Annotated in this window: 2 protein-coding genes and 1 pseudogene; 1 reads left to right on the forward strand and 2 read right to left on the reverse strand. The window is 68.2% G+C overall.

The genetic code is table 11. The features are described 5' to 3' along the window. Positions 1-94: 94 nt before the first annotated feature. On the reverse strand, positions 95-502 hold the full coding sequence (locus AOK11_RS26775) for a type II toxin-antitoxin system PemK/MazF family toxin (protein ID WP_055596290.1): 408 nt from the start codon (positions 500-502) through the stop codon (positions 95-97). 212 nt (positions 503-714) lie between these two features. Between AOK11_RS26775 and AOK11_RS26780 the strand changes: the two genes are divergently transcribed. Then, on the forward strand, positions 715-1953 hold the full coding sequence (locus tag AOK11_RS26780) for an IS701 family transposase (RefSeq protein ID WP_079035102.1): 1239 nt from the start codon (positions 715-717) through the stop codon (positions 1951-1953). A gap of 235 nt (positions 1954-2188) precedes the next feature. On the opposite strand, the pseudogene AOK11_RS26785 reads toward AOK11_RS26780, so the two are convergent. Beyond that, positions 2189-2737, reverse strand: a pseudogene (locus tag AOK11_RS26785) (IS701 family transposase); the annotation flags it as partial.

The raw sequence follows: 2737 nt of genomic DNA on the forward strand, positions 1-2737 counted from the left end.
CCAGCCGTAGATCGTGATCTTGTTGCTGGAGCGGGGCGGAGAGGGGGCCGTCGTCGGTCATCGTCGAGATCGGGGTGGGCTGTAGAGGCGTCCGCTACTCGTCGAGTCCTCCGAAACGGCGGGCATCTTTGATCTCGTGGAGTCTGGCAGCCGTCATCGGGGTCCACTCCCTCCTCTGTCCAGCGGTATGGAGGGCCTCTCCAACCTCGCTGAGCTTCGCGGAGGACAACACGCCTGCCCGCTCGATCAGGTCGTCCCGGGCCACGGTGGTCAGCCATGTGCAAGGAGTAAAGCCTGGACGCGGGAACGCGAACCGCAGCACGCCTTCGAAGGGCAGTCCTTCCAGGATGCCTACGGCCACTTCAACGCCGAGGCCGCTGATGTCGACGCCCGCTGGAGCGACGACCTGCATCGCCTGGAACCCGGATGACTCCTCGTCCGATAGCAGCACGACCGGGCGTCGCTCGTCGAAGTCGACCCACCAGACTTCACCGCGTTGCATGTGTCCTCCTGGCATCAGCCGGCGGGCGAACGCTGCGCGCCCCGAGCGGGACGCGGAAGAGATGCGGCCCCGTCTTCGCACGTCGTGACCGAGGGGTGGTGAAGACGGGCGCGGCCACCGGTGATCATCGGTGTGTGAAGACAAACGATCATACGGTGGCCGCGGGGCACAGCGTAGACCCTGCGCGCTGGCAGGAGGGGTTCGAGGGCCTGATGTCTCGGATAGCGGGCCGGTTCGCGCGGGTTGAACCCCGGCGTCGGGTACGGGAACTGGTGCTGGGGTTGCTGTCGGACCTGCCGCGCAAGAACTGCTGGAGCATCGCCGAGTGGGCCGGGCAAGCCAGTCCGGACGGCATGCAGCACCTGCTCGGTCGGGCCAAGTGGGATGCCGACATGGTGCGCGATGACGTGCGGGAGTACGTGCTGGAACATCTGCACGGCGAAGATGTGGTGCTGGTGGTCGACGAGACCGGAGACGTCAAGAAGGGCACGCACACCGTCGGTGTCCAGCGCCAGTACACCGGCACCGCGGGGAGGATCGAAAATGCCCAGGTCGCCGTCTACCTCGTCTACGCAAGCAACCGTGGACACGCGGCGGTGGACCGCGAGCTGTACATCCCGCGCTCGTGGACGTGCGACCCGGACCGCTGCCGGGCAGCGGGACTGGGCGAGGACACCGTCTTCGCGACCAAGCCGGAGCTCGCCACCCGCATGATCGGCCGGTTCCTTAACGCCGGGCACCGCGTCGGCTGGGTCGCGGGTGACGAGGTCTACGGCGGCAACCCGAAGCTGCGGGCCGCGCTGGAAGAGTGCGGGGTCGGTTACGTGCTCGCCGTCGCCTGTTCCCACGAAGCCACCACCGATGCCGGGAGGTTCCGCGCGGATGCGCTGGCCGCGAAGGTGCCCAAGCGGGCCTGGCAGAAGCTGTCGGCAGGGGCCGGCGCCAAAGGGCACCGCTATTACGACTGGGCCGTCATCGACCTGGCCGAACCCCGCCCCGGCAGCCACCAGCTGCTGATCCGCCGCAACCGCACCACCGGTGAACTCGCCTACTACCGCTGCTGGTCGCCGGCCCCGGTGCCCCTGGCCACGCTGGTGCGGGTCGCCGGGTCAAGATGGCGGGTGGAAGAGACCTTCCAGTCCGGAAAGGGCCTGGCCGGACTGGACGAGCACCAGGTCCGCCGTTTCACCTCGTGGTCTCGCTGGGTAACCCTCGCCATGCTCGCTCACGCCTTCCTCGCCGTCGTCCGCGCCGACGAACACGCCCGCCGTCCCGCCCCGGACGGGCTGATCCCGCTCACCTGCAACGAGATTCAGCGACTGTTCACGACGCTCGTAGTCCGGCCCATGCGCGATGCGACCCACCGGCTCCGCTGGTCCGTCTGGCGACGTCGCCATCAGGCCCGAGCCCAAGCCAGCCATTACAGCCGACAAGCCGCGAATCAGACGTGAAGATCACGATCTACGGCTGGAGTATTAGTACTCCAGCAGGACTTTGCTGTCTGACCTGCGGGTTTCGCCGGGCGGCTGGAGGGTAGCGGGACTTCGATCGTGCGGGGGCGGTCTCACGGAGACCGCCCCTCGATCGTGCGACAACGCCGCAGGTAGTGACAGCGGCGGGCGACTGCTTGGCGTCGGCGGCGCCAGTTCGACCAGCTCAGCGCGTGGCGTCGGCCTCGGTGTCCGCTCAGGTGCGGGGGCCGGGCACGACAAGCTGCCAGGAGTCGCCGAACCTCCGCCACTGTGAGCTCGATGGCCCCGGCTGTCCCACCTGTTCCGCCCCTTTTTCCCAGGGCTGGCGTGCCGTGGCGGCCAGGAAGGCGTGCGCGAGCATGGCCAGAGTGATGTGCCGATACCAGCCCACGTAGCGGCGGACTTCGTACTGGTCCAGGCCGCATTCGTTCTTCGCGGCCTGGAAGCATTCCTCGATCGCCCAGCGCGCCCCGGCAACTCGCACCAGCTCCTGGACGGTGACCTGAAGGGGTGTGTAGGCGAGGTAGTAGGCGATCTCGTCGGGCTTGCTGATGCTGCGCCGGGCCAGCGCCCACCGCATCCGGTGAGGGACCTCGCCCTGATAGTCGAACTCGGCGACGGCCGGCAGCCGCACCGCTGCCCAGTGGTAGACGCGGGGCCCCTTCGCGCCGTCGCCGCAGGAGATCTTCTCCCACGCTTCGTCCGGGGCCTGCGCGAACAGAACCTCGATCCGTGAACAGCCCACGGTGAACTGGGACTTGGG

Origin of the sequence: Streptomyces hirsutus (assembly GCF_001418415.1) — a bacterium.
In the GTDB taxonomy this organism is placed as follows: domain Bacteria; phylum Actinomycetota; class Actinomycetes; order Streptomycetales; family Streptomycetaceae; genus Streptomyces; species Streptomyces hirsutus.

Excerpts from the sequence above, each read along its gene's own strand:
- AOK11_RS26775 (WP_055596290.1), bottom strand. The coding sequence starts at position 502 with ATGCAACGCGGTGAAGTCTGGTGGGTCGACTTCGACGAGCGACGCCCG.
- AOK11_RS26780 (WP_079035102.1), top strand. The coding sequence starts at position 715 with ATGTCTCGGATAGCGGGCCGGTTCGCGCGGGTTGAACCCCGGCGTCGG.